Consider the following 25,062-nt stretch of genomic DNA (forward strand, 5'->3'; position numbering starts at 1 on the left):
TGAGCGTTAAGACTCAACTAGCACCACGGGTAATAACTATGTTCTTCGTTAATTGGGCCAACTCGTTTATTTACTATTTCTTCTTCATTGAGAAAATACCCCCAAACAGGGTCTTTTCGCCAAAATTGATTAGTAACGTCTTTTCCGTCATCTCTATAAACTCTAAAATATAACCAAGTATGTCCTAGATCAGAATTGTTATTATAGCCATATACCCCTAGATACCCACCTTTAGGAACTTTTACTTTTCTAGTTGTATAGACTTTACCATCAGGAGCACCATCAAAAATAATGGTACTTTTATCTTTAAGAGTTGCAGCATAAACATCCGGATGGAAACTCATCAAGGAAAACAAAACGATCAAGGAAAAGAGGAGTATCTTTTTCATAAAACATATCCCCTTTCTCCAAGTTATTTTCTACCCTTAAATATAATGATGTTCACAAAAATGGAAACAGACTTTACTACCATTTTTTTTAATTATTTTCCAGATCGGTTTCATTAAGTAGAAGGTTGTCTTGGTGCATTTGTAGGCTGTTTCATTTAAATGAACAAAAACTCAAACTCAACTATTTAACAAAATATAAATACAAAATAATTTATTTACATTTCAGTTAATTTTGAATAAAATTTAACATGGTAATAAAATGATTGATTGGAGGGATTTAGTTGATTAAGAGATTGAAGAAGGGAATTGTCGCTCTCATCACAGCAGGAGCCCTTGTCTTCGTTTTGGGAAATCCCAATACCTATGCTGCTTCCTATACTGACTTTGGACCAGCTTCGTTTGCGACTGAGGATGGGAAATACGAATTGACCATCCGAACCACTTCGGTAGAAAAGAATGTAACCATCTGGGTCTATGATCTTTATCGAGTAAATCGTAACTCGGGTGCCGTTACTTCTATGAATGGTGATACTAGTCCTTTATCTGTCCGACTTTGTAATGCTTCTACCGGAAACTGTACAGCCTTTAAATCATTTTGGGAAGGTAATAGTAGTGCCATCTTCACGAATATGAAAGCTGGAACATTTTACGTGGATATACGTGATAGTTGGGCAAATTACTATTTTAAAGGTAAGGTCGCTGCAAAGACGTATAGTTGGAACCCTGATGATTGCTGGCTCGACTGCAACTAAAAACATGTATATTCATTTTTTAGAGGTACGTAGATAAACCGACTAAAAGCCATCTTTTTTTCTATAGTAAACAACTATTTCTGACTTATTTCAAAAAGGATGATTTCATATTCTCATCAAAGTCAATAAGCTGTAAAGACCAGAGCAATCTGGTCTTTTTATTTTTGTCTAACATTAGAGTGACAGAAGCAATGATCGAGGAAAAACGATAGCAACATTTTGATTGAACAACGGGGTATACGTTGTAAAAAGCTATAAATGTCCTACAGAGACGCTTTCCTCTCCCGAATATAAAATACTTTGTGGTTGAAGACGTGTTATACGCCAATCTGAGAAGCTGTTTTTTAAAGGGGGACCGAAAAATTTAGGAGACCTCCCCCCTTTCTCCTTTTGTGAAGTATCGCTCACAGGTTCACTACAAAACTATAAAAAAGAGGGCCAAATGCCCTCATCAGCCATCTATTTTTGTAATCCATCAGTAAACATTCTGTACAGTCGCTCTGATTAGACCTTTGTAATAGTAACCGGGATCAGGGTCACGGATGTCAACATAGAAAGTGCCCGGTTTCATATTCGTAAAATCGGCCCCAAATGCGGAATGCCCCAAAGGATCCGTCAGATTCTTGAATGACGTGCAGTTCCCCGTGCTTGCATTGCAAAGCCGTACTTTCAATTCTTCAGTCCAATAAGGGACGGCCTTGCCTGTACTGTAGCTCACCCGATAGAGATCCCAGATTACCACGGTCACATCATTATCCGTACTGGTGGTCTTCAGTGTCAGTTCATATTTGCCATCCTCTGTCCTCCAAGAAGCCGGACCAAATTGAGTGTAGGCATACGCCTGCGAAGTGAAGAAAACACCAAATGCCATCACAAAGACTGCAAGGAATGCCACCAGCTTTTTGAGCATATGAAACCCTCCTCGACGATATGATGATGATTCAATATCAATATATACTTATTTTGTATTTATTTCAATATTTTCCCTAATTTTAATTTATTTAAAAATAAGCCCATTTTGCAAATGGCTCAAGAGAACAGATCAGTCAGAAGCTCTAGGATGAACCCCAGGGCTTTTTATTTTTTCGCCCTTTTGCCTTCCGAGTCGTAAAACAGCGCAAGCCGATTCCCCTTTTTGGTCGGCAGAATCCCTGAACCTTTCCGACCAGAAAGTAAGCAGACCGGCCAAGCCGTCAAGGGGCAAAGAACGTTTTTGCTGAAACCCTTGATTATTTAGCTATACGTTTTTTGTGTTTCTCCATGCCAAACGGACGAAATGGATCTCCCTTTGACTGAATCCTTTCAGCTATTTGACAGGCTGGATCGAGCCGAAAGACAAAAGATTTGGCAGCTGGTTTTACCGTCACTGAGCCTTTCCGACTGTCAGCTGGCTATTCCATCGCCGCAGGGACCCGAACTAAAAAGAGACGAAAGCACCGGTACACCGCTTACTGAGTGAAGAAATATCGGCTCTTCCTAGGCTTTGCTAAAAGGTTTGATCGACAAAAAACATATTTGCAATAATATTAACTTGTTTACATTATTATCCTATTTATGTAAATATTTTGGTTAAATAGTAAAATATCCTTTTTCCTATGGAAAATTTTGACGTATGGTGATATGATGTTTTCGGTGCTTCTTCAACCAATCTATCAGAAAGGTGGTAGGAAACATGAAGAAACTCATTTTATCCGCTGGCTTATCCACAGCCATCCTCATGGGAGGGATGGGCTCCGCTTTTGCTGCAGAGCAACCATCGAATGCTCCGGATGGTGGACTCGGCAGCGTTCTTGGAGCGGTCAACCAATTAATAGGCAGCACGAAAGTGGAGGTGCAAAGTGGCGCTAGTTTGAAGGTGGATGGAGTCACGGTCACAGCACAAGCAGTGAACTCGACTGAACAATCGGGATTAACCGGATTGCTCAGCGGTGGAGTGTTAGGGGGAACGAGCGGAACTTCCGCTTCGGTATCGTATGCCGGGTATTCCGCCAGCACATCGGCAAGCGGCAGCTGGGGGCTTGCCTCTTCCGTTCAATCGATTGGCGGGTTATTGAACAGTCTAGGTCAATCATTAAAATAACATTCTGAAAAGGAAGGGGAATGATCATGAAAAAGTTGGTCAAAACGGTTGGCATTTCGGCGATGTTACTGGCGGGTAGTTTCGTAGCGGGAAATGCAGCGCCAGCTTCCGCAGCAGGTCTTGGCGACGTACTGGGAGCCGTGAATAGTTTAGTCGGAGAGACCAATGTATCGAGCGGCAGTGTCGTGAGTGCCACTGGCCCGAACTTTGAGATTCAAGCTGGTTCCACGTATACGAATAATCAAAATGGCGTAACCGGTCTTGTTGGAGGCGTTCTTGGTGGTACATACAACACCAATGCGAGCCTCAGCGGTCCGAACGGTCTGTCTGCCTCCGCGTCCACTAGCGGCAGCTATGGCTTGGCTTCGTCCGTTCAATCTCTGACGAATGGATTAGGCGGTCTGCTTGGCGGACTCCTGAAATAACATGTCCCCTTTCCCTGATCAGGGGGCATAGAGCCTCTGCTTGCATGGTAGGCAACCAGCCTACCATGCAAGCCACTCCATGAAAAGCAGAGTTTCTGAAGTCAGATGCCGTGAGAAAATGGACAGTTTTGTTTTGCATGAAACATGGACAATGAGGTCAAAGATTGATCTCTGCTCTTTTTGCAATAATCATAATCGTGTTTGGAATATGATGGATATGAACTGAGGAGGGATATTGATGAAGGGAACGGGAGCACTTTTGATCTTCCCATTTTTATCCTCTTTCTTCGGATATACGGATCATATGGAACCACCAGTCATACAAGGTCAGGTATCGGTATCAATTTCGAGCCCAACGGAATCGTATGACCAAAGCAGCCCCATTCAAGAATTGGCTCCTCAAACGTTTGGAGCATCAGTTGAAAAGTCCGTCACGCCGCCTTCAGGATTACATATTTCTGCTAGTTCTTCTTCGACAGTCATCGTACCAGAGTTTACAAAATAATTAAGAAACAACAAGTTAGCTATAAGTTATTATCCCCCAGTTTGACAGTCACTAGGCAAACTAAGCACCCATAAGCCTAGTCAACTCAAGGATTGTGGGTGTTTTTTTGATCCAAGAGTTAAGGGTGAACATAATGGGGAAAAAGAAAAGTGAGTTTTGGGGATGGATGAAGACAATCATTATTGCCATTTTATTAGCTTCTTCTGTTCGGTACTTCCTATTTGCACCGTTTGTGGTAGAAGGACAATCCATGATGCCTACACTACACGACCAAGATCGTATGATTGTAAACAAAATCAAATATTCTTTTGTAAAACCGGAAAGGTTTGATATTATTGTATTCCATACAAAAGACAAAAAGGATTACATAAAACGCATCATTGGGTTACCCGGGGATCGCATTGAGTATAAAAATGATACTTTATATATAAATGGGAAAGCTTATAAAGAACCTTATCTAGATGAATACAAAAAGCAAAACAAATCTGGTCTCCCCCTTACGGAGTCGTTTACTCTAAAGGACACTCCAATCGGTAGAAGCACTGTTCCTGAAGGCTATTTATTTGTCATGGGGGATAATAGAAGAAACAGCAAGGACAGTCGTCATATTGGGGCCATTCCAATGGATGATGTTGTTGGCGAGGCAAACATCATTTGTTGGCCTTTTAACCGTATCCAAATAATGAAATAAGCCGGTCAAAAAGATCTTGTGTCTTTCCCAAAATTACCCAATAAAGTGATTTTAGGGTCTGTTACAGTCCAATGTTGATCATGAATAAAAAAACTTCCGATTACTGGAAGTTCTTTTTTTGTAACAATATAATTTTCCTCAAGCACCAGTTCGGTAAATATCTACACTACAGAAAACTTTGCGATATGTAGAATGGCGATGCAAAAGATTTTTTAACACGAATATGTTCTTTCTATTTATTATCATCCAGTTGCCTTCTTAATGCTTCGAACTCACATTATTTTTCCATAACTTCTCTTGAACTGATTGTCCAAGTAGCAATTTTCCATTGCTCATCAAACTGGTTTGTACAGACGCCCCAATATAAACCATTTGGCAAATGTGATGTTTGTCCAATCAACGCATTTTAAATTCTATAATGATCACCGCATCACAGAATGTACGTTCCCAAAAATTAAATATCAACAATCCTATTTAAGCCTTTCCATAAAAAATTCCGCCAGCATTGGCTGGCAGGAAAGTAAGAAACACACGCCTGAACGATGCTTGTCACACTTTGATTGTCCAAAAATTACAAACGCCATCGTCCAGACGAACTCATTCATTTTCTCCCAACGCAGCATATCGTTTTTCACCATAAAAACACCCTTCCCCAAAGAAGAAGGAAGGAGCTGCAAGTCTTCTGAGCGAGGCCCGCTTCTTTCAGAGCATGCTAAGGACTTTGTTCGTTCTCTGTCAAGAAGACGATGTTCCAATCCCCTAGCGAGGCCTTTCTCTTTCAACTGGCGTCCGAATTATACAGCCTTGTGGATTGGATGTGTTTCAATCCTCTAAACGAGGCCTATCTCTTTCAACAGCTCCTTCATTTTACCATTGATTTTCTAAGGCGGCAAGGGGCCATTTTGCACACCCCTTTCACCCCCTCAAAAAATAAAATGTGGTTATGTTAACTTGCGCGACTGACCAAAATCGTCAATCGTCCAAACCATTGATCAATCAACGAAATATTTCGATAAACGAAAGAAAAAGAGGCTTGCACACCCCTGCCGTTTTTCCGGCCATTTTGGGGTGTGCAAACCGGGCAGCCGATGACCATTCACCGCCGCACAAGCACTTGCTCGAGCCCTGCCGCTACGCCGTCTTCCTCATGGGAGAGGGTGACGAAGTCGCATGTGGATTTCAGTTCCGGGGCGGCGTTGGCCATGGCGACACGACATCCCGCGACCTCAAACATTGACAAGTCGTTATGGCTGTCGCCAAAGACGACCGTATCGCGCAAATCGATGCCGTAATGGGAGGCAAGCTGCTTGAGCGCTTCCCCTTTCGTCGCCCGTTCGTTGTTCACCTCAATGTTGTGCGGATGCGATGACGTGACCGTCACGCCCGGCAGCGGGTCAAAGTGGGACGCCGCATCGCGCAGACGTTCGCGGTCAAGGGAGAAAATCAGCAGCTTATAGATCACCCGCTTCGGGTCGTCCCACACCGTGCGGATGTCATCGACGTACGTCACCCGCGCCTGTTGAAACTGTTTCATCACAATCCATTTCACCTCTGGCGCCACCTCGGTCTTCTCCAAAGCGAGCGCCTCCCATTGGGCGCGGTTGTGCAAGCCGACGTACACCTCATCACCTACGTACGTCTCGCAATACAAATCAGACTGTTCACGCACCCAATCCAGCGCATGACGGATCACCGTTCGCTCAAGCGGCGCTTGGCTGATGACGGTACCGTCTTCAAGCGTCACGATCGCTCCGTTTAAGCTGGCAATCGGACAGACGAGCCCCGCCTCGCGAAGCGGGGCGAGCGCATCTTTGCGCGCCCGTCCGGTGACGACAGCGACGAGATGACCTTGTGCTTGCGCAGCCATGATCGCCTTGCGGTTTTGCTCGCTAATTTTTCCTTCCCCGTTTAATAGCGTTCCGTCCATATCTAAAGCAATCAGCATCCATTCATCCCTCTCTCTTTCGCTATTCTCTGTCGCTGCCCGCAAACCATAGCAGCTTGCTTTCCGCTCCAACCGTCCTCTTGACCGCTCCCCTATTATAACAAAACGATGGAAAAAACGTGAAATCTTTCGGCTTTTCATAGTATAACAGATGAGAAAGATTCTCAATGAGAGCGAAGGGATGTGTATGTGGATCGTTTATGCCTTGCTAGCGGCGGTATTTGCTACGCTGACATCGGTGCTGGCGAAAATCGGTATCGAAAACGCCAATTCGAACTTGGCAACTGCCATTCGCACCGCGGTCGTACTTGTGCTTGCTGGGGCATCATTTGGATGACAGGCGCTCATCACGGCATCAAAGCCATTTCCACCAAGAGCTGGTGGTTTTTATGATTGTCTGGAGTAGCAATGGGATTATCATGGCTTTGTTTTTACAAAGCGATCCAAATCAGTGATGTGTCCCGTGTCTCGGCCATCGACAAGTCAAGCTTAGTGTTGACGATTTTGTTTGCCATGTTTCTCGGCAAAGCGATGTCAGCAAAAGTCGTGATCGGGGGGCTGCTCATCACCGCGGGGACGTTGTTTATGATGTTGTAGCTAGCCCGATTCCCCAACTACATTTTTTATTCCCTTATAGACAAAACAAACCAAAAAGTGGTATAATTAAATTTATAACGACGAAAAGCTTCCTGGATCCTTCCATTTTATTGAGGGATCGAAAGCCGCTTTTTTGATCACCTCATTCAATCTTCGCGTGGCGAAAACGCGGGCAGATTTTCACCACAGCGTGTCACGTGAAGAGTAGTTTGGAAGGAGACTCATAAATGAATGATTTTCACCCGTTCGGTTGGTATGCGGCGAAAATGGCCCCGCATTTGCCGAAAAAAGCGTTTCAACCTGTGAAGTCCCGTTTGTTTGGAGGTTTGGCTTATTTCTTATTGGTTACTGGCGGCATCCTCGCTGTGTCACTTCTGTCTCTTCATCCAATATGGAACCTCCTCATTTCTGTTGTGCTCGGTTTCAGTTTTGCCGCATTAGGATTTTTAGGCCATGAAATATTGCACGGCACGGTCGTCAAAACGCCGTGGTTGCGCGATCTGCTCGGGGCGATCGCCTTTTGGCCGCTCTGCACCGGGCCGAAGCTATGGCGAAAATGGCATAACGCCACCCACCATGTGCATACCCAACATGAAGAAAAAGACCCCGACGCTTGGCCAAGTATGGAACAATTGGCGAAAAGCCGTCTGTTGCGCTGGGTATACCGCATTCCATTCCCGATCCGCGCCTTTTTCGCGTTCAGCTCCTTGTCGGTAATGTTTACCGTTCACTCGATTCGGATGTTGTTTTCCTTTTTCCGAGATTTTCGTTGGAAAAACCGCGCCGTTGTCCTGCTTCAATTTTTCTTGCCGTGGATGACTTGGCTTGGGTTGCTATGGCTGATCGGCTGGGAAAAGTGGTGGTTCGCGTTTTTACTTCCGCTGCTGATCGCCAACATGATCGTCATGGGCTACATCTCGACCAATCACCGTCTCAATCCGTTAGTGCCGGTCAACGATCCGTTGGCGAACAGCTTATCCGTCACCGTACCGAAGTGGGTGGACGTTCTCCACTTCAATTTCTCGTATCATACCGAGCATCATCTTTTTCCGGCGATGAGCTCGAAGTATTATCCACTCGTGAAAAAACATATCAAACAAATGTGGCCGGACCGCTACCATGAAATGCCGATGAAAAAAGCGTTGGCCGCGCTTTGGAAAACGCCGCGCGTCTACTACGAGCATAGCGAGCTCATCGAGCCGAAGCAAGGTCATGTGTACGGCACCCTCGGCAACGGACTCGACCCAAACGAGATTGTGCACCGCGAGTTGAAACAAGACGCTCAAGCACTGCTAACGACGCGGCAGGAAGAATGGAAAAAAGCGTCCGGAGTGGGGAAAGTGTAAACACACCCTGCCATCCTTGGTTCAATTCCCCTTGCAAGGAGTCTCGCTGCAAAAGAAATCGGCAGCAAGCTCAAGCCTATCTGTACAGAAGAAGGTGTCCCCCAAAAGACGGGACACCTTCTCTTCGTTCAATATCACCATTACGGCGTTCATTTGCCGAGGGAAGCCATCGTTTTCCCTTTCTCGCTTCATCAACGGCACCGGTCGATGCAAGCGATCAACCGCTTTTCGATATCAGCCGCCAACTTTTCAAGCGTCGGTTCACTGACCATGCCGACAAGCATCGTCGGTTTCGGCATGCCGATCTTTGTCACTCCGTTTTCCACATAGACGACGATTTTACACGGCAAAAAATAACCGACTAAGAGATTTTCACTTAACACCCGCGCCGCTTCTTGCGGATTGCACACTTCTAAAATGACCATCGGCGTAGAAAAATCAAGTCCTTTTTCTTGCCGCGTCTCGGTGATGTTGAACGGCTATACCTTCTTGTTTCAAACATTGAATCGTTTCTGCCATGCCCGATGGTATAATGGAACATCGTCGGCTTTCCTTTCTGTCCTTTCCATTGCCATCGCCCCTCTCGCAATTCTACATCCCCGGTGGCATCAGCAACTTCGATCACAAAATATCCACCCATATGTTCACCGCTGTCGCCAAAACCAATACCGCCAAGATCACTTGTAACACTTTCGTATTCATCTTTTGTCCGGTTTTCGCCCCGAGCGGTGAGGCAAGCAAACTTGCGGCAACCATAACGAGCGCTGGAATGTAATCGACTTGGCCCGTGGTGATTTTCCCAAACGTCGAGCCGATCGAGGAAATGAACGTCACCGCCAAAGAAGTAGCGATCGTCATTCGAGTCGGGATTTTCAAGACGACGAGCATAATCGGCACAAGCAAAAATGCCCCCGCCGCCCCGACGATGCCGGATCCAACGCCAATGAGGAACGCCAAGACGGCCGCCAGCCATTTGTTGAATGTCACTTGGTCGAGCGGAATGTCATCGATCCCTTTTTTCGGCACAAACATCATGATCGCTGCCAACGCCGCCAGCACGCCGTAGACAACGTTCATCGCTCCTTCACTCATTAGCTTCGAGCCATAGCCGCCGACGAAACTGCCAATTAAAATGCTTGCCCCCATATACAAAATGAGCGATTTATTCAAGTAGCCGCCCTTCCGGTACGCCCATACGCCGCCGATCGTCGCGAAAAACACTTGCACGGCGCTAATACCGGATACTTCATGGGCGCTGAATGCTGCGAGCCCAAACAACGGCGGCAGGTATAAAAGCATCGGATATTTAATAATGGATCCACCAATACCGACCATACCGGAAATAAAGGAGCCGATAAAGCCGATCAAAAAGATGACAATGATCAACTGGAGCGATAAGTCCATCCTTCGTGCCCCCTCTCCTAATCTTCATTGAAAAACGAGGGGGATCTGTTCAGCACATCCCCCTCTACCTAAGCAACCGCCCATTAGGCATGAGTATGATGCAGCGCGCAGCGGTTCGGACCGATCTCAAGCTCCCGTTGTGTTTCGATATCCACCGTTTTGAGACCGCGGTTGATGGCAACAATGTCTTCAAAGTTCGGCGGGGTTTCCGTCTTGGCGCCTTGGATGACGAGATCGATGAATTCGTCTTTCGCTTTGTTTTGCATCATCTCATTGCGGGCACGGATGCGGCCCAGCGTATCACCGACATACCCCTCCGCGTTGATTTCTTCATCTAAGTTCGCGTAGTGCGCCGGCAAGACGATGACATCATCAGCCATGGCCGCCACTTTTTCATATACGGTGTGATACAAATCTTCCGCCCATTCGGCCACTTTGCCGCCAAGGTCCGGGCGTCCGAGACCACCGACAAAGATGGTGTCACCTGAGAACAACCATTTGCCATTGACGAAGAACGAGACGCTGCCTGGCGTATGACCCGGCGTTTTCACCGCCAGCACTTCAAGATGGACGTTTTCAAAGTCGATCGTTTCATGTTGCTCAAGCGGCTCAAAATCGAACACCGCCCCTTCGCTTTTCATCAAGTAATATGCTGCTCCCGTTCGTTCGGCCAGCGCTTTGCCTCCGGATAAGTGATCGGCATGCAAGTGCGAGTCCACGATATGCGTGATCTTTACTCCTTCTTGTTGGGCAACTTGTTCGTACACATCAATGAACCGGAGTGGATCGACAACCAGTGCTTCGTCGCCGGAGAGGACCATGTACGACAGACATCCTTTGCCGACACGAATGAATTGGTAAATTTTTAATTGATCATCTTCGTATACCTTGGCTTGATGGAGATGCTCGCTCCACGCCTGCATCCCGCCGGCGAGCGTATACACGTTGTCAAACCCGGCTTCTGCCAGCTGCTCAGCGACAAATGCCGCCGATCCACCCTTCGCGCACACGACGACGATGTCTTGGTCTTTCGGAAGACGGTCGACAATGGAGTCAACTCCGTCAACCAACTCAAAATACGGTACGTTCAAATACGCGAAGTTTTCCCCTTCGATTTTCCAATCGCGAAAATCACTTTCATTGCGAACATCCAAGATAAACAACGATTCTTTGTTTAACACCTTTTCCGTCATTTGTTGCACAGTCATTTCTTTCATCATGTTTATATACCCCCTAGTGTATATTAGTTTGTTAAAAAAGGCCGCTCAATTATGATTGAGCGGAATCAAGCGGCCCATTCCACTGCGACATGCCTGGAATGACGTTCCGCACACGGTCAAATCCGTTTTCAGCCAGCTTTTGCGCGGCCAAATCGCTCCGTGTCCCTGTGCGGCATACGACATAAATCGTTTTGTCTTTCGGAAGCTCTGCCATTCGGCTGTCAAGATCCCCGAGCGGAATCGAAACCGCCCCCGGAATATGGCCGAACGCATACTCCGCCGGTTCACGGACATCCAAGACGAACGAATCCGGATCGTGAAATTTTTCTTGCAGTTGTTCATTCGATACGACATGAGGGAATGTCACTTCGTTACGTGTTTCATGTTCCGCTGACTTGCGAATATAATGTTTCAACACCCCATCTTCTTCAATCGTCCCTAAATATTGATGTCCTGTGCTTTCCGCCCACGCTTTCATATCGGCCTTGGACCCCTTATCCGTCGCCTGCACTTCCAGTACTTGGCCTGACTGCAGCTCACCGATGGCCTTTTTCGTGCGGACAATCGGCATCGGACAGGACAGTCCTTTCGCATCGACAATCATATCCACTTTGATCATTTGACTGATTTCCTCCCTATGGTTTATTCGACAGGCCCTTCCCAGGCCAGCATGCCTCCTGTCATGTTGACGACGCGGTAACCACGGCTGTCAAGAAACTCTCCCGCACGACCGCTTCGGCCGCCGGAACGACAGACAAGAATGTATTCTTTCTTTTTATCCAATTCATGCATGCGGAACTCAATCAAACCGAGCGGAATGTTGACCGCTCCCGGAATTTTTCCTGCGGCCACTTCATCCGGCTCGCGCACGTCAATGATCCGAAGTGACTCTCCGGCACGAAGCCGTTCTTCCACCTCTTTCGGCGTAATGGTTTTCATCGTCATCCTCCTCTACTGCCAGGCGTTTAAGCCGCCTTTGACGTTCGTCACATGCTGAAATCCCATTTTCTTTAACCATTTGCTTGCTTTTTGGCTTCGCATCCCGCTTTGGCAAATGACCACCACTTCTTTTTCTTTCGATAGTTCGCGAGCGCGTGCAGCCAATTCGTGCAGCGGGATGTTGCGAAAGCCCGGCAAGTGGAAAGAACGAAACTCCATCGGAGTGCGCACGTCAATATATTGCACACCAGATTGTTTCAATCGCCGCTTTAACTCCGCCGTTGTGATCATCTGCACTCCTTTCGGGGGAATGAAACGACTAGCGAGAAACCAAGCAAGCAAAGCGAACAGGATAATGTTGATCACTGTTTGTACCATACGATTCCCTCGCGAGTTAAGATGATTAAATGAATAGGTTCACATTTCCTTCGGAAGCATCAGCCAAATACGCAGCCACCCCCGCAAACTCAATGCCGTCGATCAATTCTTCCGGTTTCAGCCCAAGCAAATCGACCGTCATTTGACAGGCGACAAGCTTCACACCCTGCTCTTTTGCCATCCCGATCAGCTGCGGAAGCGGCATGGCGTTATGCTTTTTGATTACCTTTTTGATCAGCTTCGGGCCGATGCCGGCAAAATTCATACGCGACAATCCCATGCGGTCGGCGCCGCGCGGCATCATTTTGGCGAACATCTTTTCAAGAAACCCTTTTTGCACCGGAACGGGTGCCTCTTTCCGCAAGGCGTTCAGCCCCCAAAACGTATGGAAAATCGTCACGTCATGATCGTAAGCCGCGGCGCCGTTGGCGATGATGTAAGCGGCCATCGCTTTGTCATAGTCGCCGCTGAACAAGATGATCGTCGTCTTTTTCTTCGGCTGTGTCATCTCGTTGCCTCCTTCATATACCTATACGGGTATATAAACCAATAAAAATTATCCTTTTTGAATCCAGAACATCAACACGCCATTTTCTTCTTTCATATCAATAACTGTATGGCCACTTGCTTTCGCCCATGCCGGCAAATCGTTTTTCGCACCTTTATCGGTCGTATGCACCTCAAGCACTTGACCCGATTGCAATTCATCCATCGCTTTTTTCGCTCTCACCACCGGCATCGGGCAGGCCAATCCTTTGGCGTCCAATACTTTTGCTACATTCATCATTGATGACCTCCTTGATCCAGAAAAGTTCATTACCATTACCCCTATAGGTATATTACTAAGAAAAAAAGAACGTTGTCAACATTTTTTGTTGACCAACGTATTAACGACTTTTAACAAGCAGTTCAACCGCTTCTTTCACAAGATGGTCCGTCGTTTCCCCTTTTTCCATGCTTTCACGAAGGCAATGTTCCAAATTGGTGCTGACAATGACGGCAATGGCACGATCAATGGCATTGCGCGCCGCCGACAGCTGGGAAACGACGCTCTTGCAGTCTTTACCTTGTTCCATCATGCCGAGAACGCCTTTAATTTGTCCTTCAATCCGCTTTAAGCGGTTTTTGATTTCTTTATTGTATTCCATCGATTTGTTCGCCTCCTTTTCCGGCAATCACAAGCTGCGATCGAGTAGCTTTTCACCTCATAACCGTAGTTGCACAGCAGCCGAATGCCAACATTTTTTTCGACCGCATCTCGGGCCACGACATGCAACGGCTGCCGAGGAATGGACGGTACCTGCCGTTTAATATAGGCGACCGGAATATGCAGGGCGTGACGAAAAACATGGTCATTGACTTCATTATAATCACGCAAATCGACAATAAGCAAGCGACTCGACACCTGATCGATCGGAAGACATGGAACGCCTTTCACAGGATAATAGCGACGATACAACGCCACGGTGAAAAGAACGAGGAAAAACAGTAACAAACCGCTCCCTATCAACGGCTCACCCCCTCTGCTTAACCTATGTAAGACGATTATATACCCTTTACAGTATATATCCAACAAGAATGTATTTCTAAAAAAATGACTCTTCACCCGCCATTGCATTGTCTGGCGCTCCATATTCTTACTCGCTGGTTACAAAGAGACGTTCATCAATGGTTTTGCATTGCCTTCTCAAGAACGGTCTACCGCTTGTCAAGTATATGTTGGTGAAGGCATCACCGCTACAGCCATGACCGGATTGGACATCAAGTGGGGTCTTGAAAACGTTGATCACTGAAATAAGCAAGGCACTGATGAAAAAACCCCTTCCCTACCGTGGGGAAGAGGCGTTTTCTATCACTTCTACTCTTTCATCTTTACTTGGGATGGCAAGCCGCTCGTTGGACATCAACAACACACAAACGACCGTCAGCGCCGCAGGAATGAGCGCCCATAAAAATGTATCAGCAATCGACGAGGCGAGAGCTTCGGTCAAACGATCGAGCACCGGGGCAGGGATGTACGCCCGCGCTTCTGGCGACAAGATCGCACGCGGATCATGAGCGGCCCCGCCGAATCCTGCTTGCGCCATGCCACTGAACTGTTCCACCAATTGATTCGTAAATAAGTTGCGCTGAATGATGCCAAACACGGTAATGCCGACCGTCATGCCCAGCGACCGGACAAACGAACTCGTCGAGCTGGCCGCCCCCCGCTCCGCTTCGGAAAAATGATGAATTGCCGCCATGCCCAAAACAGAAAACGACGCGCCAACCCCAAGTCCAACAATGATCATGTACAACGTCACCGTCGACCGTGTCGTATGCTCATCGATCGTGCCAAGCAGCCCGATCCCCAGCACAAACAATAACATAAATCCGAGCATCACATTGCGGTAACTCGTCTTCCCGCACAAAAAGCCGCCGAGTTGGGCTGATACCATGGTTGAAAACATCATCGGCAACAAGATCAATCCAGAATTCGTCGCCGAACCGCCTGTCACCCCTTGAATAAACAGCGGGATGTATATGGTGGCAACGACAAACGTCGCACCAGAGAAAAAGGCGACCAACATTGTTGACGCAAACAGACGTTGCCGAAACATTTGGTAAGATACAATCGGCTCTTGTGCTTTTGTTTCGACATACAAAAATACAAGAAACAACACCGCAAACGCGGAAAACAGCCCAATAATGACTGCCGAATCCCAGGCATACTTCTGGCCGCCAAGCTCCAACGCAAACATCAGACAGACGACCGCCGGAACAAGCGTCATGACGCCAAGCCAGTCAATACTTTGTTGCGAATGCTTCGGCGACTCGCGATAGTAGATCCAAAGCAACAGAAATGCGATCATTCCAAGTGGAATATTAATATAAAACACCCAGCGCCAGTTTAAATAATCGGTAATATAGGCGCCAAACAACGGGCCAAAGATGCTGGACAAGCCAAACACCGCGCCAAACAAACCGCCCATCTTCCCGCGCTTCTCCGGTGGAAAAATGTCAAACATAATCGTAAACGCGATCGGCACGAGCGCCCCGCCGCCGATCCCTTGAATGGCGCGGAAGATGCTGAGCTGCACGATCGTTTGTGCCATGCCGCAAAGCACCGATCCAAGCAAGAACACGACAATACCAAATAAGAAAAATCGCTTCCGTCCGTACATATCAGACAATTTTCCGAAAATCGGCATGCCCGCCATCTCAGCGACCATATAGGCGGACGTCACCCAAACGAACTGCTTGAGTCCGCCCAAATCGGCCACAATCGTCGCCATCGCTGTTGCCACAATCGTATTATCCATCGAAGCAACAAAAATGCCGAGCAACAGCGCGATCACAACGAACCCAGTTTTCGTTTCTTTATTTCCCATTGACTTTCTCTCCTCTATCTTTGTCTTTTTTCGTTCACAACCGCTTTTTCATCTTGGACAAGGGCGGTTCGATATTCAACGAGCCCGATCTCACAACCCGGACCGATCGTCACCTTTTCTCCTCTGACGACCGCAGCCTTCGTATATTCCAAATAAATCTCATCACCTTCAATCACCTCCGCCGTCAACGTAGCAGTCAACGGCGAAAAGCGTGTCAGCCAATGAAACGCCTTCCACTTGCTGCCTCGGCGGATGTGGATCGTCTGACCGCCAATTTCCTTGATGGTGCTGGTGGCAAAATACAATGACAGCTCCACTTGTTCCGCGTTCAATGTCTGCCCGATGTGCACCACTCCCGCCAACGAAACGGTTTCCGCCTCACAGCTTCCCGATACCGACAGCTCACCATAGCCGCGAATCGCAGTCGCTTCGACATTTCCCTTCATCTCCGCCTTCCCGCGCAATTGAAGGTGCTGGACATGGGCATCACCACGAATATCAGCTTCTCCAAACACCCCCATTGTCTCCGCGCGAACAAGACCGTTGATGTCCGCTTCGCCAAACAGGCGAATCGTACGCGCAGTGACTGCTCCTTTCACATCCGCTGAACCAAATACTTTACAACGGTCGCATTCGATATCGCCGTGAATCGTCGCTTCACCGCGAATCGACACATGATCAAACACGCCGCCTGCGGAAAATGCCGAACCGTTAATCGTTAAGTTTCTTGCTGCCATCGTTCTCACCCTTTCTCTACCGTTCCGATTTTCGCCTCTTCATCACATTCCAACATATCCCGATACTCGACCCGCTCAATCTCGCACCCCGGACCGATCGTCACGCGGTTGCCGCGCACCGTTTTCGCAGTCGTATGTTCAAGATGAATCTCATCCCCTTCAATGACATCGGCGGTTAAGCTAGGTGGGAAAAACAGCTTTTTCCAAAGCGATGCACTTTGTTTTTTGACCACGATCGTTTCCCCACCGATTTCTTGAACACGGCATGGTCCGAGCAGCTTCACGGCCACATATCCGGCATTCAACAAGCCGCCAATCGTAAAATGGCCATCGATCTCAAACCGTTCGGCCGAACAATCGCCGCCGACATCGAGCTCCCCATAAGCGCGAATCTCCTCCGCCGTCCATGCCCCCTTCACCGTTCCGCGGCCGCGCACCGTTGCCTCTTGGCATTGCATATTGCCTTCAACGTTGACACTCCCGCTCACTTTTATCCACTCACAATCCACTCCCCCCTTCACATAGCCTTTTCCTGCAATGTGGACAACGTTCGCTTTCACGTTACCTTCAACGGTCGCATTTCCTTGCACTCGCATCTCCATGCAGTCTATGTCGCCATATAGTTTTCCATTCCCAGAAAGTTTTACGGTATGATACAGACCGCCGGACGCATGACCGGTCCCGGCGATGACCAAATCACGACGTTCCATCAGTTCTCACCCCTCCGAAATGTGCCATTTCAACTCTTCGATATACGTTGGCACGTGCAACCGTGCCACAAGCTTCACTCCTTCTTCAACATACAAGTCCGCCGTTCCCTCTAAAAGAAAGCAGACCGCGACTCCTATCTTGCGAAGGACAATCAATTCACATATCTTCCCTTGCAAAGCGGGATAATGATGTTCGAACATCTTCCAAATGTGTTTTCCTTCTTCGACGCTAATCTCTCCGGAACGAAGGAGTCGGTCGACGATGTACAGGGAAAGAAGCTGCGTAAAGGAAACGCCTTCCTCATCCCCTAACTGTTCGTTCAACCATTGCCACACGACATCCGAAACAATGTGACGTTTTACAACCTCCTCTTTCGTCAGTACAACCGCCGCTGGATCCGGCGCAAACATAGCCGCCAACTCATCCAAAGACCGTTCATCTTTCAACTCCTTGATGCGTTCAATGCGCGCCAAAATTTTCTCTTTCGGAAAAAATGTCTCCTGCCCAGTAAAGGTCGATTTGCGAATAAACCAGTCTTCGGGAATCAGCTTTTTTCGTTTCCAACGGTACAGCTGGCCATACGAAATGCCAGTCAGCTCAAGCAGTTCTTTTTTCGAGATCAGTTCTTGATCCACGAGCTGTGCACCTCCTCGCTTTGTCATTGTAACATAACAATGTTACGTTGTAAATAGGCGAGTAGAGTATCCTTTCCAAAACTATCGCCACCTCGTTTCCCCTCCAACACTAAGGACAATAGGAGTGACGGGAATCCATGTTCTTTCGGTGTATGATTCGGTATCAAGTTTATTGGTTATTTAGAACATCGTTTTTTTAAATTATTAGAAGGCGGAGACAAATGAAGATTGTAAAACATACACCGCCATCCGCCCAAAAAATAAGGAAGGCAGTCAACGCCGCCTTCCTCAACGAAAGGAATGCTATGGATCGAGCGCGTCTTATGCACAAACGACGTGGTCTACCGCTTTCGTCGCAACCAGCTGGGCGCCCTTATTAATATGAAACATCGATTGATGGTTAAATCGTGCTGGTTGACGCCTTTTGGCGTATAGCCAAGAATTTGTTCCAAATGGATATGCCTGATTTTAAAAAATTACCGTATCTTTGCGAAAGTAAAACACGTTTTCCACCTATGAGAAAAGGGGTTTTATCATTGATGATTTAGAACATAGTTTTGTTTTAAAAATATCACTGCTCCCATGGAAACACATCGCTGGCGCGGCAAAAAATACGGTATGTAACATCCGGCCGCCGACGGCGCGCCACCCTGTTGCCGATGCGCGTCGTTTCAATGATGCTTTCCCAGAACAGGAGCCGATTGCGAAGTCGTTCAACCATTTTTCGGATCGCCGCTTCCGTCACTTCGCGCTCCAAAAAGGAAAAAACCAATGTTTTATGTATTTCATCTCCTGTCAGCGGCCGCTCGCTATGCAGCAGCAAAGCCACCAAATAAAACGAGGTGCAGTCTAAGCTGATCCACTCGCCGCCCCCGTACCGAACGAACAGCCCGTCACGGTCGTTTTCAATTAACAGTGCGGAAGGCATTTCTCCTGCTCGGCAAAATACCGTTCTTCTGCCACGATGTCTCTGCCGGTTGGCGTCACGATGCAATATAACGCCCACTCAAAATCTTCCACCCGCTGCAGCAAAATCTCACCACGGTAGCGTTCAACCAGCTCTTCGTCATACAAGCTGTCTTCGAGTTCTTTGATTGTTTGCAGCGACTTTGAAGCCAGCAAAAGGCTGCAATTGACAAGAATCATATGACTAAGCATGCGTTGCGTATCATTTAATTCGCCATCCGCTTGTTCCGAAAGCGCGCGCTCAAAATGGTACACCGCTTTGGCATATTCTTTTTCCCCGTAATAAATATGCGCCACCCGGTAATTGGCGATCGCATGGGACGGATTGTACCTTAGTGCCTTTTGCAAGTATAGTTTCGCCTGCTTTGGATCGGGGCGGGACATTTTGAAATATTCACCAACATACACGTACAGCGAGATGAGCTTCTTTTCAATCTCTCTTCTTTTTTCCCGATCTTTTTCTTTTCTCCGTTCTTCAAGCAGACGCCGCTCCTGTTCATGTGGAAAAATGACCCGCTCTAGCATTCTCCCCTCTCTTCTCTCCTTTGTGACAGGCTGTCACAGATCGGCTGCTATAGTTGTATTGTACCGAAAACGAAAGGAGATGGATACAATGGAAAACCGTGTGAAATGGCTCATCCGGCACGGATTTCTTCCACATGGAGAGGAAACAGATGAGAAAGCCAATTACCCACGTCACTATCGACAAGCCTTAGACAAGCTAGCAAAGGCACAAAAGATCCTTTCCTGTAGAAAAAAAGGTTCTGTACGCTAGGAAAAGAAACGCTTGAAAGTGGCCAAACTACACGAAAAAGCAGCCAATCAACGTAAGAACTTTCTCCATCATCAGTCAAAAGAATTAGGCATCACTTATGACGCTGTCATCATCGAAAACTTACACATGAAAGGTATGTCTCAAGCCCTTCATTTTGGCCAAAGCGTTCATGATAACAGTTGGGGGGTCACAAGATTCTTAGAATACAAACTAAAAGAGCAAGGAAAACACCTAATCAAAATAGATAGGTGGTTTCCATCAATGAAAACGTGTGCTTGTTGCGACAAAGAACACGAAATGCCGTTATCTGAACGCGTGTATCAATGTTCCTGTGGTCTAGTGTTGAAATCGTGTGCCGATGAAATTCAGTTCTTTTCTAGGATCCACATCGCAAAATCCTTGATATAATAACATTTTGGTCATTTTCATTTTCCTAAAATTCCCTTAAAACTATCAAACTCCGGTACACCTAGCGATTGGTCAAACCCGCAAAAAGAGGTCGATCCCAAAAACCTTGCTAAAAATCAAGCACTTGGATCGACCCTGCGCGAAATGTGAGCTTTAATCATGCAAATGACAGGCAACAAAGTGATCGGTGGTTTGTTTTTTCATAACAGGACGTTCCTGTTCACATCTTTTAGTAGAATATGGACAACGGGTATGAAAAACACAACCAGAAGGAGGGTTAATTGGTGAAGGAATATCACCTTTAATAATGATTCTTTCCCTCTTACGTTTAGGATTAGGCAATGGAATCGCTGACAATAATGCTTGTGTATAAGGATGTAACGGATGACTAAATAGTTCATCGGTCGGCGCTTTTTCTACAAGCTGTCCTAGATACATAACCCCAATATAGTCTGACATATAACGAACAACGCTTAAATCATGAGAAATAAATAAATAGGTTAAGTTGAAATTTTCCTGAATATCCTTTAATAAATTAATCACTTGTGATTGTATGGATACATCGAGAGCAGAAACCGGCTCATCACATATAACAATTTTCGGATTCGCCGCTAATGCCCTAGCAATGCCAATTCTCTGTCTTTGTCCACCAGAAAATTCATGAGGATATCGATCAAATTGGTCTTCTCTTATACCTACTTTTAACAGCAACTCCTTTGCTCGTTCAATTCGCTCTTTATGGCTTCCTATACGATGAATTTTCATCGTCTCCACAATAGCATGACCAATTCGCTGTTTTGGATTAAGAGACGAATGGGGGTCCTGAAAGATCATTTGTATATCTTTTCTTATTGCTTGCAAATCTTTTCCTTTTAACTTAAAGATGTCTTTCCCTTTATAAATGGCTTCTCCTTCCGTTGGTTCCACTAGACGCAGAATCGTTCTACCCGTCGTACTTTTTCCACACCCTGACTCTCCAACAAGTCCCATTGTCTTTTTTTCATATAAATCGAACTCTACTCCATCAACTGCTTTCAGATGTCCTACCGCACGGCCAAATAAACCCGTGATTGGATAATGCTTTTTTAAATTCTTGACCCTCAAAATAGGAGTTGTTGACTGAAGTTGTTCTTGTTCCATGCGTGTTTCCAACATAAAATCCTTCTTCCCCTCACGATGATATTTTATCATAATTCCAACATCGCACTTTATGACCTTGGCTGACTTCTTTTAAGTCAGGTGATTCACTCATGCATTGTTCATCTACATAAGGACATCTTTGAGCAAATCGACATCCTTTCGGAACGTTATCTAACGAAGGGACAATCCCTTTTATTGTAAAAAGTCGCTTTGAACGGTCATCTTCAAGCTGAGGGATACACTCCAACAATCCCTTTGTATAAGGATGGAGCGGCTGATCAAACAAAGATTCTACATCCGTTTCCTCGATGACTTGCCCTAAATACATCACGACAACGCGTGTACAAACCTCAGCAACAACTCCCAGGTCATGCGTAATCATCATGACACTCATATTTAGCTCTTCTTTTAAATCATTAATCAAATCTAATATCTGCGCCTGTATTGTGACATCCAGTGCAGTAGTCGGCTCATCGGCAATTAAAAGGCTTGGCCTGCATGAAAGAGCCATAGCGATCATCGCCCTCTGTCTCATTCCTCCTGATAATTCATGAGGATACTCATGAACTCTCTTCTCAGGGGCCGGAATGCCTGTCATTCTTAGCATCTCTATGGCTTCTTCATAAGCTTGCCTTTTGTTTAATTTTCGATGAATCATAAGCGATTCAGCAATCTGATCACCGATCGTATAGACCGGATTCAGTGAGGTCATCGCATCTTGGAATATAATAGAAATTTCATTCCCACGAATCTCTCTCATTTCTTTCTCAGATAACTTGAGTAAATTTTTCCCTTTGTATATAATTTCTCCTTCGTAAATAGTAGAATCTTTATTTAACAGCCTCATAATGGATGCTGCTGTCACACTTTTACCGCATCCTGACTCACCGACCACACCTAATGTTTCACCAGGTTTGATGGAAAAACTGACTCCATCCACAGCCGTAACTAAACCACGCTCTGTTAAAAAAGAAGTTTTTAAATCTTTTATTTCCAATAAGTTGCTGTTCGCCATGTTATCCGGCACCTTTCCTTGTTTTACTTTAATTTTTTATTCGCTTTACTTGTATGAGGATCTAATAAATCTCTTAATCCATCCCCCAACAAATTTAATCCTAAAACCGCTAAGGTAATAAAAATACTCGGGAACAGTGTCATCCACCAAGCACGAAAAATCACTGCTTTTCCATCGTAAAGAATATTTCCCCAACTAGGATTCGGAGCCGGGACTCCAGCACCAAGAAAACTTAATCCTGCCTCAAGAATAATCGAGAGAGCAAAAACATATGTCATCTGTACTAAGAAAGGCGATATCGTATTTGGAGCCATATGAACCCAAATAATTCTCCAAGAACTTGCCCCTTGAGCTTTTAAGGCCTCTATGTAAGTTTGTTCTTTTACCACTAAAGCCGCAGAACGGACAATCCGGGCCATTGCCGGCACTTTTACAATGGTAATGGCGATAACTACATTAAATGGATTAGGGCCAAGTATAGCGGTAATCGCTATAGCTAAAAGAATATCCGGGAAAGCGATCAATCCGTCACAAATCCTCATTAACACATGATCTAAAATACGATAATAGCTTGAATACAGCCCTATGATCATCCCAATAATGGCGGTTAATAGTGCAGCTGAAAAACCAACTACTAGAGATACTCGTCCTCCATGAACCACTCGACTGAATAGATCCCGACCGAAATTATCTGTACCAAACCAGTGATCAGCACTAGGCGGTTGCAAGCGATTCATCGGATCTATATCGAGCGGGCCATATTTCGTCATGAATGGCCCGACGATAGAAAACAAACACAGTAAGATGACAATGACCGTTCCTACCACTGCTAATTTATTAAATAAGAAGCGCCTAAAAAGCAACTTGAACTTCTCGCTTTTCAATTCACTTCCAATATGTTCTACTCCTTTAGTATTTATTTCCATTTTAGATTCCAATTGTCCTTCACCTCTTTATATAGACGATAACCATAAAAGCTATTTGACAAAAACACCCTTTATAATAGGTCCTTTTTTCCATTTTGTTCGATCGAGGTAAAATAAAAAGTCAAGTAATCTTTCTGTGATTCTCCCTTCCCTTACTTACGGCCAAAACGAACTCTTGGATCGACAATACCGTACAATAAGTCAACAATGAGATTCACCAATAAATATGACAATGCTGCAAGCAAAATTGTTCCTTGAATGACGGCATAATCCCGTTTTTCAATGGCGTGAATGACTAACTGACCGATCCCAGGTAAGTTAAATACCGTTTCCGTTACTACGGCACCAGCAATTAACGTGCCGAATTCTTGTCCAAGAACGGTTAGGATTGGAATGGCCGCATTACGAAGGGCATGTTTATAAACAATGATTTTTTCTTTAACCCCTTTCGCATAGGCTGTTTTAATAAAGTTGGCACTGAGTACATCCAGCATAGACGATCGAGTCATTCGAGCGATGATGGCGGTTTGAATAATGCCTAGTGCCGTAGCAGGTAAAATCATAAATTTCAAATGATTCCATAAACCGGAACTTAGTGGTTCATAACCCGCCACTGGAAATAATTTGAGTTTTAATGCAAATAACTGCATTAAGAATAACCCCATTAAAAAGCTAGGTATAGCCATACCTAACATCACTAGAGCCATAAATATTTGGTCGATTTTCGTCCCTCTTTTTCTTGCGGCAGAAATCCCCATAGGAATAGCTAATACCATAGAAATCGCTTGAGCCAAAACAGCTAAGGAAAGGGTCGGACCCAAATGCTCTAAAAATACGGTTAAAACTGGTCTATTATAATAAATGGACCATCCAAAATCTCCTTGTAAAAGTCCGAAAAACCAATTTGCAAACTGTTCATAAAGCGGAAGATTCAGACCTAATTGCTCACGCAATTGTTCCACTTCTTCAGGAGTGGCCTGTGATCCAAGCATGACAGCAGCTGGATCTCCCGGTGTCAGATGAATAAGAAAAAAAGCAACAATGGCAACAACTAGTAACACAGGGATTAGAGATAGAATCCTAGTTACTATATATGCTTTCAAAGATTAACACTCCCTCTGTACAATCATTGGTACTCCATCTTTCATAATTTGGGGTGGGATATTTTGAGTGGATCTTCACCACAACACGTACTTAAAAAGAAAGACGTTTATGATGATCAAAATCCCACATCAATCATGCCACTCCGGTTATTATGCTCCTAAGGAAACTCATGGAAGAAAAAGCGGAACTGGGCATGAAATGCCTCAAAATGATCAATGATCACGGATGGACAACACAAACACTTCGGAAACAAGAACAGAAAATCAAGAACACTGATCTTCGCCGGCGTGTAATAGCAGTCCGACTGGTGATGGAAAGGCTAGGTGGGCAAAGAAACGGCTACTATGATCAATGTGCGCCGCCAACCCTTTTTCCATTATGTGTCACGTTTTAATGAAGGCAGTCTTGAACTCCTGCTTCATCGGGATGTTGCCTCTAAAGGTTTGTAAAAAACAACGGATTCGCTCGATTTGTGAGAAGCTGAAAGGAATCAAGTTATGACGTTGTAAGGCTTTTTAATTTAAAACATGCTGTTGAAGAACAGTATTTCTCTTACATCACCGTCCTTCTAGGCGAGAACCGCTTCTCACTAAAGAACAACGG

31 protein-coding genes and 2 pseudogenes are annotated in these 25,062 nt (G+C 45.8%); 9 read left to right on the forward strand and 24 right to left on the reverse strand.

What is annotated here, in order from left to right; genetic code table 11:
* Positions 1 to 17 precede the first annotated feature (17 nt).
* Complete coding sequence (locus DSM465_RS0114215) at positions 18 to 389, reverse strand: hypothetical protein (RefSeq protein ID WP_223812872.1); 372 nt, start codon at positions 387 to 389, stop codon at positions 18 to 20.
* Between the two features lie 281 nt (positions 390 to 670).
* Between DSM465_RS0114215 and DSM465_RS0114220 the strand changes: the two genes are divergently transcribed.
* The gene (locus DSM465_RS0114220; protein ID WP_029761627.1) at positions 671 to 1,141 is read left to right on the forward strand and encodes a hypothetical protein; all 471 of its coding nucleotides are present in this window, start codon (positions 671 to 673) and stop codon (positions 1,139 to 1,141) included.
* Between the two features lie 475 nt (positions 1,142 to 1,616).
* Here DSM465_RS0114220 and DSM465_RS0114225 read toward each other — a convergent pair whose 3' ends face one another.
* Complete coding sequence (locus DSM465_RS0114225) at positions 1,617 to 2,051, reverse strand: hypothetical protein (RefSeq protein ID WP_029761628.1); 435 nt, start codon at positions 2,049 to 2,051, stop codon at positions 1,617 to 1,619.
* 762 nt (positions 2,052 to 2,813) lie between these two features.
* Between DSM465_RS0114225 and DSM465_RS0114230 the strand changes: the two genes are divergently transcribed.
* From DSM465_RS0114230 to lepB, 4 genes are all read left to right on the forward strand, one after another.
* Positions 2,814 to 3,221, forward strand: a complete 408-nt coding sequence (locus tag DSM465_RS0114230) for a hypothetical protein (RefSeq protein ID WP_011887613.1) — start codon at positions 2,814 to 2,816, stop codon at positions 3,219 to 3,221.
* 140 nt (positions 3,222 to 3,361) lie between these two features.
* Entirely contained in the window at positions 3,362 to 3,646 is a 285-nt protein-coding gene (locus DSM465_RS0114235) for a hypothetical protein (RefSeq protein ID WP_223812873.1), read from the forward strand.
* A gap of 238 nt (positions 3,647 to 3,884) precedes the next feature.
* Positions 3,885 to 4,151, forward strand: a complete 267-nt coding sequence (locus DSM465_RS19330; protein ID WP_152524573.1) for a hypothetical protein — start codon at positions 3,885 to 3,887, stop codon at positions 4,149 to 4,151.
* Between the two features lie 133 nt (positions 4,152 to 4,284).
* Entirely contained in the window at positions 4,285 to 4,842 is a 558-nt protein-coding gene (lepB, locus tag DSM465_RS0114240) for a signal peptidase I (protein ID WP_011887614.1), read from the forward strand.
* Positions 4,843 to 5,312: 470 nt separating this feature from the next.
* Here the strand turns inward: lepB and DSM465_RS19445 are convergent, their stop codons facing one another.
* Positions 5,313 to 5,480: a hypothetical protein gene (locus tag DSM465_RS19445; RefSeq protein ID WP_155121015.1), complete on the reverse strand. Its 168-nt coding sequence runs from the start codon at positions 5,478 to 5,480 to the stop codon at positions 5,313 to 5,315.
* 458 nt (positions 5,481 to 5,938) lie between these two features.
* The gene (locus tag DSM465_RS0114250) at positions 5,939 to 6,787 is read right to left on the reverse strand and encodes a Cof-type HAD-IIB family hydrolase (RefSeq protein WP_008880555.1); all 849 of its coding nucleotides are present in this window, start codon (positions 6,785 to 6,787) and stop codon (positions 5,939 to 5,941) included.
* A 187-nt stretch (positions 6,788 to 6,974) separates the two neighbouring features.
* Here DSM465_RS0114250 and DSM465_RS19955 point away from each other — a divergent pair, with 187 nt between their 5' ends.
* The 3 genes from DSM465_RS19955 to DSM465_RS0114265 all read left to right on the forward strand — a co-directional run bounded on the left by DSM465_RS19955 (position 6,975) and on the right by DSM465_RS0114265 (position 8,730).
* Positions 6,975 to 7,124 (forward strand): hypothetical protein, encoded by a 150-nt coding sequence (locus DSM465_RS19955; protein ID WP_230459214.1) that lies wholly within the window; start codon positions 6,975 to 6,977, stop codon positions 7,122 to 7,124.
* 56 nt (positions 7,125 to 7,180) lie between these two features.
* A complete protein-coding gene (locus tag DSM465_RS19960; protein ID WP_223812875.1) occupies positions 7,181 to 7,384 on the forward strand; it encodes an EamA family transporter in 204 nt (67 codons plus the stop codon).
* A 227-nt stretch (positions 7,385 to 7,611) separates the two neighbouring features.
* Complete coding sequence (locus DSM465_RS0114265; protein ID WP_029761630.1) at positions 7,612 to 8,730, forward strand: fatty acid desaturase family protein; 1,119 nt, start codon at positions 7,612 to 7,614, stop codon at positions 8,728 to 8,730.
* Between the two features lie 191 nt (positions 8,731 to 8,921).
* Here the strand turns inward: DSM465_RS0114265 and DSM465_RS18405 are convergent.
* The 16 genes and pseudogenes from DSM465_RS18405 to DSM465_RS0114345 form a co-directional block, all read right to left on the reverse strand.
* A pseudogene (locus tag DSM465_RS18405) lies at positions 8,922 to 9,249 on the reverse strand (DUF302 domain-containing protein).
* Between the two features lie 102 nt (positions 9,250 to 9,351).
* The gene (locus tag DSM465_RS0114275) at positions 9,352 to 10,134 is read right to left on the reverse strand and encodes a sulfite exporter TauE/SafE family protein (protein ID WP_008880550.1); all 783 of its coding nucleotides are present in this window, start codon (positions 10,132 to 10,134) and stop codon (positions 9,352 to 9,354) included.
* Between the two features lie 83 nt (positions 10,135 to 10,217).
* Positions 10,218 to 11,354: an MBL fold metallo-hydrolase gene (locus DSM465_RS0114280; protein ID WP_029761631.1), complete on the reverse strand. Its 1,137-nt coding sequence runs from the start codon at positions 11,352 to 11,354 to the stop codon at positions 10,218 to 10,220.
* 49 nt (positions 11,355 to 11,403) lie between these two features.
* Positions 11,404 to 11,973, reverse strand: a complete 570-nt coding sequence (locus DSM465_RS0114285; protein ID WP_008880548.1) for a sulfurtransferase TusA family protein — start codon at positions 11,971 to 11,973, stop codon at positions 11,404 to 11,406.
* A gap of 23 nt (positions 11,974 to 11,996) precedes the next feature.
* A complete protein-coding gene (locus DSM465_RS0114290; protein WP_008880547.1) occupies positions 11,997 to 12,293 on the reverse strand; it encodes a rhodanese-like domain-containing protein in 297 nt (98 codons plus the stop codon).
* A 12-nt stretch (positions 12,294 to 12,305) separates the two neighbouring features.
* On the reverse strand, positions 12,306 to 12,671 hold the full coding sequence (locus DSM465_RS0114295; protein WP_008880546.1) for a rhodanese-like domain-containing protein: 366 nt from the start codon (positions 12,669 to 12,671) through the stop codon (positions 12,306 to 12,308).
* Positions 12,672 to 12,696: 25 nt separating this feature from the next.
* On the reverse strand, positions 12,697 to 13,179 hold the full coding sequence (locus DSM465_RS0114300; RefSeq protein ID WP_029761632.1) for a DsrE/DsrF/DrsH-like family protein: 483 nt from the start codon (positions 13,177 to 13,179) through the stop codon (positions 12,697 to 12,699).
* Positions 13,180 to 13,227: 48 nt separating this feature from the next.
* Entirely contained in the window at positions 13,228 to 13,455 is a 228-nt protein-coding gene (locus DSM465_RS0114305; RefSeq protein ID WP_029761633.1) for a sulfurtransferase TusA family protein, read from the reverse strand.
* A 103-nt stretch (positions 13,456 to 13,558) separates the two neighbouring features.
* The gene (locus DSM465_RS0114310) at positions 13,559 to 13,819 is read right to left on the reverse strand and encodes a metal-sensitive transcriptional regulator (RefSeq protein WP_008880543.1); all 261 of its coding nucleotides are present in this window, start codon (positions 13,817 to 13,819) and stop codon (positions 13,559 to 13,561) included.
* Entirely contained in the window at positions 13,786 to 14,181 is a 396-nt protein-coding gene (locus DSM465_RS0114315; RefSeq protein WP_029761634.1) for a rhodanese, read from the reverse strand. The genes DSM465_RS0114310 and DSM465_RS0114315 overlap by 34 nt, the downstream gene beginning before the upstream one ends.
* Positions 14,182 to 14,497: 316 nt before the next feature.
* The gene (locus tag DSM465_RS0114320; protein ID WP_029761635.1) at positions 14,498 to 16,042 is read right to left on the reverse strand and encodes an MDR family MFS transporter; all 1,545 of its coding nucleotides are present in this window, start codon (positions 16,040 to 16,042) and stop codon (positions 14,498 to 14,500) included.
* Positions 16,043 to 16,056: 14 nt separating this feature from the next.
* Complete coding sequence (locus tag DSM465_RS0114325; protein WP_029761636.1) at positions 16,057 to 16,779, reverse strand: polymer-forming cytoskeletal protein; 723 nt, start codon at positions 16,777 to 16,779, stop codon at positions 16,057 to 16,059.
* Between the two features lie 5 nt (positions 16,780 to 16,784).
* Complete coding sequence (locus tag DSM465_RS0114330) at positions 16,785 to 17,489, reverse strand: polymer-forming cytoskeletal protein (protein WP_029761637.1); 705 nt, start codon at positions 17,487 to 17,489, stop codon at positions 16,785 to 16,787.
* 6 nt (positions 17,490 to 17,495) lie between these two features.
* Entirely contained in the window at positions 17,496 to 18,125 is a 630-nt protein-coding gene (locus tag DSM465_RS0114335; RefSeq protein ID WP_029761638.1) for a YhbD family protein, read from the reverse strand.
* Between the two features lie 571 nt (positions 18,126 to 18,696).
* Complete coding sequence (locus DSM465_RS0114340; protein WP_029761640.1) at positions 18,697 to 19,053, reverse strand: hypothetical protein; 357 nt, start codon at positions 19,051 to 19,053, stop codon at positions 18,697 to 18,699.
* Entirely contained in the window at positions 19,035 to 19,616 is a 582-nt protein-coding gene (locus tag DSM465_RS0114345; protein WP_230459213.1) for a hypothetical protein, read from the reverse strand. The genes DSM465_RS0114340 and DSM465_RS0114345 overlap by 19 nt, the downstream gene beginning before the upstream one ends.
* Before the next feature lie 148 nt (positions 19,617 to 19,764).
* On the opposite strand from DSM465_RS0114345, the pseudogene DSM465_RS18410 reads away from it, so the two are divergent.
* Positions 19,765 to 20,274 (forward strand): annotated as a pseudogene (locus DSM465_RS18410) (RNA-guided endonuclease InsQ/TnpB family protein); the annotation flags it as partial.
* A 153-nt stretch (positions 20,275 to 20,427) separates the two neighbouring features.
* On the opposite strand, the gene DSM465_RS0114355 reads toward DSM465_RS18410, so the two are convergent.
* The 4 genes from DSM465_RS0114355 to DSM465_RS0114370 all read right to left on the reverse strand — a co-directional run bounded on the left by DSM465_RS0114355 (position 20,428) and on the right by DSM465_RS0114370 (position 24,458).
* Positions 20,428 to 21,429, reverse strand: coding sequence for an ABC transporter ATP-binding protein (locus DSM465_RS0114355; protein ID WP_008880532.1), 1,002 nt, complete (start codon positions 21,427 to 21,429; stop codon positions 20,428 to 20,430).
* Positions 21,430 to 21,445: 16 nt separating this feature from the next.
* Positions 21,446 to 22,429: an ABC transporter ATP-binding protein gene (locus tag DSM465_RS0114360; protein ID WP_008880531.1), complete on the reverse strand. Its 984-nt coding sequence runs from the start codon at positions 22,427 to 22,429 to the stop codon at positions 21,446 to 21,448.
* 23 nt (positions 22,430 to 22,452) lie between these two features.
* A complete protein-coding gene (locus tag DSM465_RS0114365; protein WP_029761642.1) occupies positions 22,453 to 23,355 on the reverse strand; it encodes an ABC transporter permease in 903 nt (300 codons plus the stop codon).
* A 152-nt stretch (positions 23,356 to 23,507) separates the two neighbouring features.
* A complete protein-coding gene (locus tag DSM465_RS0114370) occupies positions 23,508 to 24,458 on the reverse strand; it encodes an ABC transporter permease (protein ID WP_029761643.1) in 951 nt (316 codons plus the stop codon).
* Between the last annotated feature and the right edge of the window lie 604 nt (positions 24,459 to 25,062).

The sequence above is a fragment of the Geobacillus thermodenitrificans subsp. thermodenitrificans DSM 465 genome, from assembly GCF_000496575.1.
Taxonomy (GTDB): domain Bacteria; phylum Bacillota; class Bacilli; order Bacillales; family Anoxybacillaceae; genus Geobacillus; species Geobacillus thermodenitrificans.

What these genes read in the sequence shown, in the direction of transcription:
- DSM465_RS0114215 (WP_223812872.1), bottom strand. Translation starts at nt 389, where the DNA reads ATGAAAAAGATACTCCTCTTTTCCTTGATCGTTTTGTTTTCCTTGATG.
- DSM465_RS0114225 (WP_029761628.1), bottom strand. Translation starts at nt 2,051, where the DNA reads ATGCTCAAAAAGCTGGTGGCATTCCTTGCAGTCTTTGTGATGGCATTT.
- DSM465_RS0114230 (WP_011887613.1), top strand. Translation starts at nt 2,814, where the DNA reads ATGAAGAAACTCATTTTATCCGCTGGCTTATCCACAGCCATCCTCATG.
- DSM465_RS19330 (WP_152524573.1), top strand. Translation starts at nt 3,885, where the DNA reads ATGAAGGGAACGGGAGCACTTTTGATCTTCCCATTTTTATCCTCTTTC.
- lepB (WP_011887614.1), top strand. Translation starts at nt 4,285, where the DNA reads ATGGGGAAAAAGAAAAGTGAGTTTTGGGGATGGATGAAGACAATCATT.
- DSM465_RS19445 (WP_155121015.1), bottom strand. Translation starts at nt 5,480, where the DNA reads ATGGTGAAAAACGATATGCTGCGTTGGGAGAAAATGAATGAGTTCGTC.
- DSM465_RS0114250 (WP_008880555.1), bottom strand. Translation starts at nt 6,787, where the DNA reads ATGCTGATTGCTTTAGATATGGACGGAACGCTATTAAACGGGGAAGGA.
- DSM465_RS19955 (WP_230459214.1), top strand. Translation starts at nt 6,975, where the DNA reads ATGTGGATCGTTTATGCCTTGCTAGCGGCGGTATTTGCTACGCTGACA.
- DSM465_RS0114265 (WP_029761630.1), top strand. Translation starts at nt 7,612, where the DNA reads ATGAATGATTTTCACCCGTTCGGTTGGTATGCGGCGAAAATGGCCCCG.
- DSM465_RS0114275 (WP_008880550.1), bottom strand. Translation starts at nt 10,134, where the DNA reads ATGGACTTATCGCTCCAGTTGATCATTGTCATCTTTTTGATCGGCTTT.
- DSM465_RS0114280 (WP_029761631.1), bottom strand. Translation starts at nt 11,354, where the DNA reads ATGATGAAAGAAATGACTGTGCAACAAATGACGGAAAAGGTGTTAAAC.
- DSM465_RS0114285 (WP_008880548.1), bottom strand. Translation starts at nt 11,973, where the DNA reads ATGATCAAAGTGGATATGATTGTCGATGCGAAAGGACTGTCCTGTCCG.
- DSM465_RS0114290 (WP_008880547.1), bottom strand. Translation starts at nt 12,293, where the DNA reads ATGAAAACCATTACGCCGAAAGAGGTGGAAGAACGGCTTCGTGCCGGA.
- DSM465_RS0114295 (WP_008880546.1), bottom strand. Translation starts at nt 12,671, where the DNA reads ATGGTACAAACAGTGATCAACATTATCCTGTTCGCTTTGCTTGCTTGG.
- DSM465_RS0114300 (WP_029761632.1), bottom strand. Translation starts at nt 13,179, where the DNA reads ATGACACAGCCGAAGAAAAAGACGACGATCATCTTGTTCAGCGGCGAC.
- DSM465_RS0114305 (WP_029761633.1), bottom strand. Translation starts at nt 13,455, where the DNA reads ATGAATGTAGCAAAAGTATTGGACGCCAAAGGATTGGCCTGCCCGATG.
- DSM465_RS0114310 (WP_008880543.1), bottom strand. Translation starts at nt 13,819, where the DNA reads ATGGAATACAATAAAGAAATCAAAAACCGCTTAAAGCGGATTGAAGGA.
- DSM465_RS0114320 (WP_029761635.1), bottom strand. Translation starts at nt 16,042, where the DNA reads ATGGGAAATAAAGAAACGAAAACTGGGTTCGTTGTGATCGCGCTGTTG.
- DSM465_RS0114325 (WP_029761636.1), bottom strand. Translation starts at nt 16,779, where the DNA reads ATGGCAGCAAGAAACTTAACGATTAACGGTTCGGCATTTTCCGCAGGC.
- DSM465_RS0114330 (WP_029761637.1), bottom strand. Translation starts at nt 17,489, where the DNA reads ATGGAACGTCGTGATTTGGTCATCGCCGGGACCGGTCATGCGTCCGGC.
- DSM465_RS0114340 (WP_029761640.1), bottom strand. Translation starts at nt 19,053, where the DNA reads ATGCCTTCCGCACTGTTAATTGAAAACGACCGTGACGGGCTGTTCGTT.
- DSM465_RS0114345 (WP_230459213.1), bottom strand. Translation starts at nt 19,616, where the DNA reads ATGCTAGAGCGGGTCATTTTTCCACATGAACAGGAGCGGCGTCTGCTT.
- DSM465_RS0114355 (WP_008880532.1), bottom strand. Translation starts at nt 21,429, where the DNA reads ATGTTGGAAACACGCATGGAACAAGAACAACTTCAGTCAACAACTCCT.
- DSM465_RS0114360 (WP_008880531.1), bottom strand. Translation starts at nt 22,429, where the DNA reads ATGGCGAACAGCAACTTATTGGAAATAAAAGATTTAAAAACTTCTTTT.
- DSM465_RS0114365 (WP_029761642.1), bottom strand. Translation starts at nt 23,355, where the DNA reads ATGGAAATAAATACTAAAGGAGTAGAACATATTGGAAGTGAATTGAAA.